General features: G+C 70.7%; 1 protein-coding gene. It reads left to right on the top strand.

The annotated features are described in order from the left end of the window. A partial coding sequence (locus ACTFO6_RS18335; protein WP_439935815.1) for a hydantoinase/oxoprolinase N-terminal domain-containing protein occupies positions 1-314 on the top strand: 314 nt, incomplete at both ends.

Below are 314 nucleotides of genomic sequence, written 5' to 3'. Positions count from 1 at the left end.
GGGCTTGGGGGACCAGTTGCGCATCGGCTATCAGAACCGCCCGCGCCTGTTCGATCTGAACATCGTCCTGCCGCAACCCCTCTACCGCCAAGTGGTCGAGGTGCGCGAGCGCCTAAGCGCCCACGGCGAGGTCATCACGCCCCTCGACGAGACCGCCGCGCGGGAAGCGCTGGAGGCCGCCTACCGGGAGGGGCTGCGCGCGGTCGCCATCGTGCTCATGCACGCCTGGCGCTACCCTGACCACGAGCGCCGGCTGGCCGATCTCGCCCGAGCAGTGGGTTTCACCCAGGTCTCCGCCTCCCGCGAGGTGAGCC

Origin of the sequence: Pelomicrobium sp. G1, assembly GCF_051905455.1 — a bacterium.
In the GTDB taxonomy this organism is placed as follows: domain Bacteria; phylum Pseudomonadota; class Gammaproteobacteria; order Burkholderiales; family UBA6910; genus Pelomicrobium.
This window is presented reverse-complemented; position numbering and strand designations above follow the sequence as displayed.